Genomic DNA, 616 nt, shown 5'->3' with positions numbered 1-616 from the left:
CAAGTGCTGTGCGTCGCCAGGCGAAAAGCTGAGAGGGATCCATGCCATGGGCGCGGGCGACTGCAGATACATTCGCACCGGGAGCCAGCGCCTCGTCGAGGATCACCGCCTTTTCCTCCTCGGAGCGATACCTCGGCTTTCGCCGCTTCCGCACCGGCCCTGCCGTCAGAATTTCAAACGTCGGACCATGATTCACATCTTCGCTCATAGAATTCCCCGCATGATTCATGCTGAAAATGAGCGATTTTCCTTCCCCACGCTACGTGGGGTGACCTAAGCGCTTACCCTCAAAGCGCTCTTAAGCCCACTCTTAAGAGCGCAAACTCACAACATCACAACAATTCCGCAAGGTGGCCCCCGCCGAAGGCATACCACTTGGGGCAAGGTCAGTGTGCTCGTCCGCAAACGCAAGAAAGCCCTCCACGATGGGAGGGCTTTCTTGCTGATATTGTTGATAGATTTTGGTTGCGGGGGCAGGATTTGAACCTGCGGCCTTCAGGTTATGAGCCTGACGAGCTACCGGGCTGCTCCACCCCGCGCCAACTGAGTGCCATTGTGGTCACTCGATGTGTTTGTTCTGTTCTGTATATAGGTCAGAACGCAGAAAGGACCGCAT

At 56.0% G+C, this 616-nt stretch carries 1 protein-coding gene and 1 tRNA gene; both read right to left on the bottom strand.

The genetic code is table 11. The annotated features are described in order from the left end of the window. Positions 1-208 (bottom strand): transposase (locus AC1D2R_RS32240; RefSeq protein WP_477973838.1); only part of this gene is annotated, 208 nt, incomplete at its 3' end. Positions 209-462: 254 nt separating this feature from the next. Further along, positions 463-539 (bottom strand) — tRNA-Met (locus AC1D2R_RS32235). Positions 540-616: the final 77 nt, after the last annotated feature.

Source organism: Rhizobium sp. P1_C7, from assembly GCF_056406295.1.
This window is presented reverse-complemented; position numbering and strand designations above follow the sequence as displayed.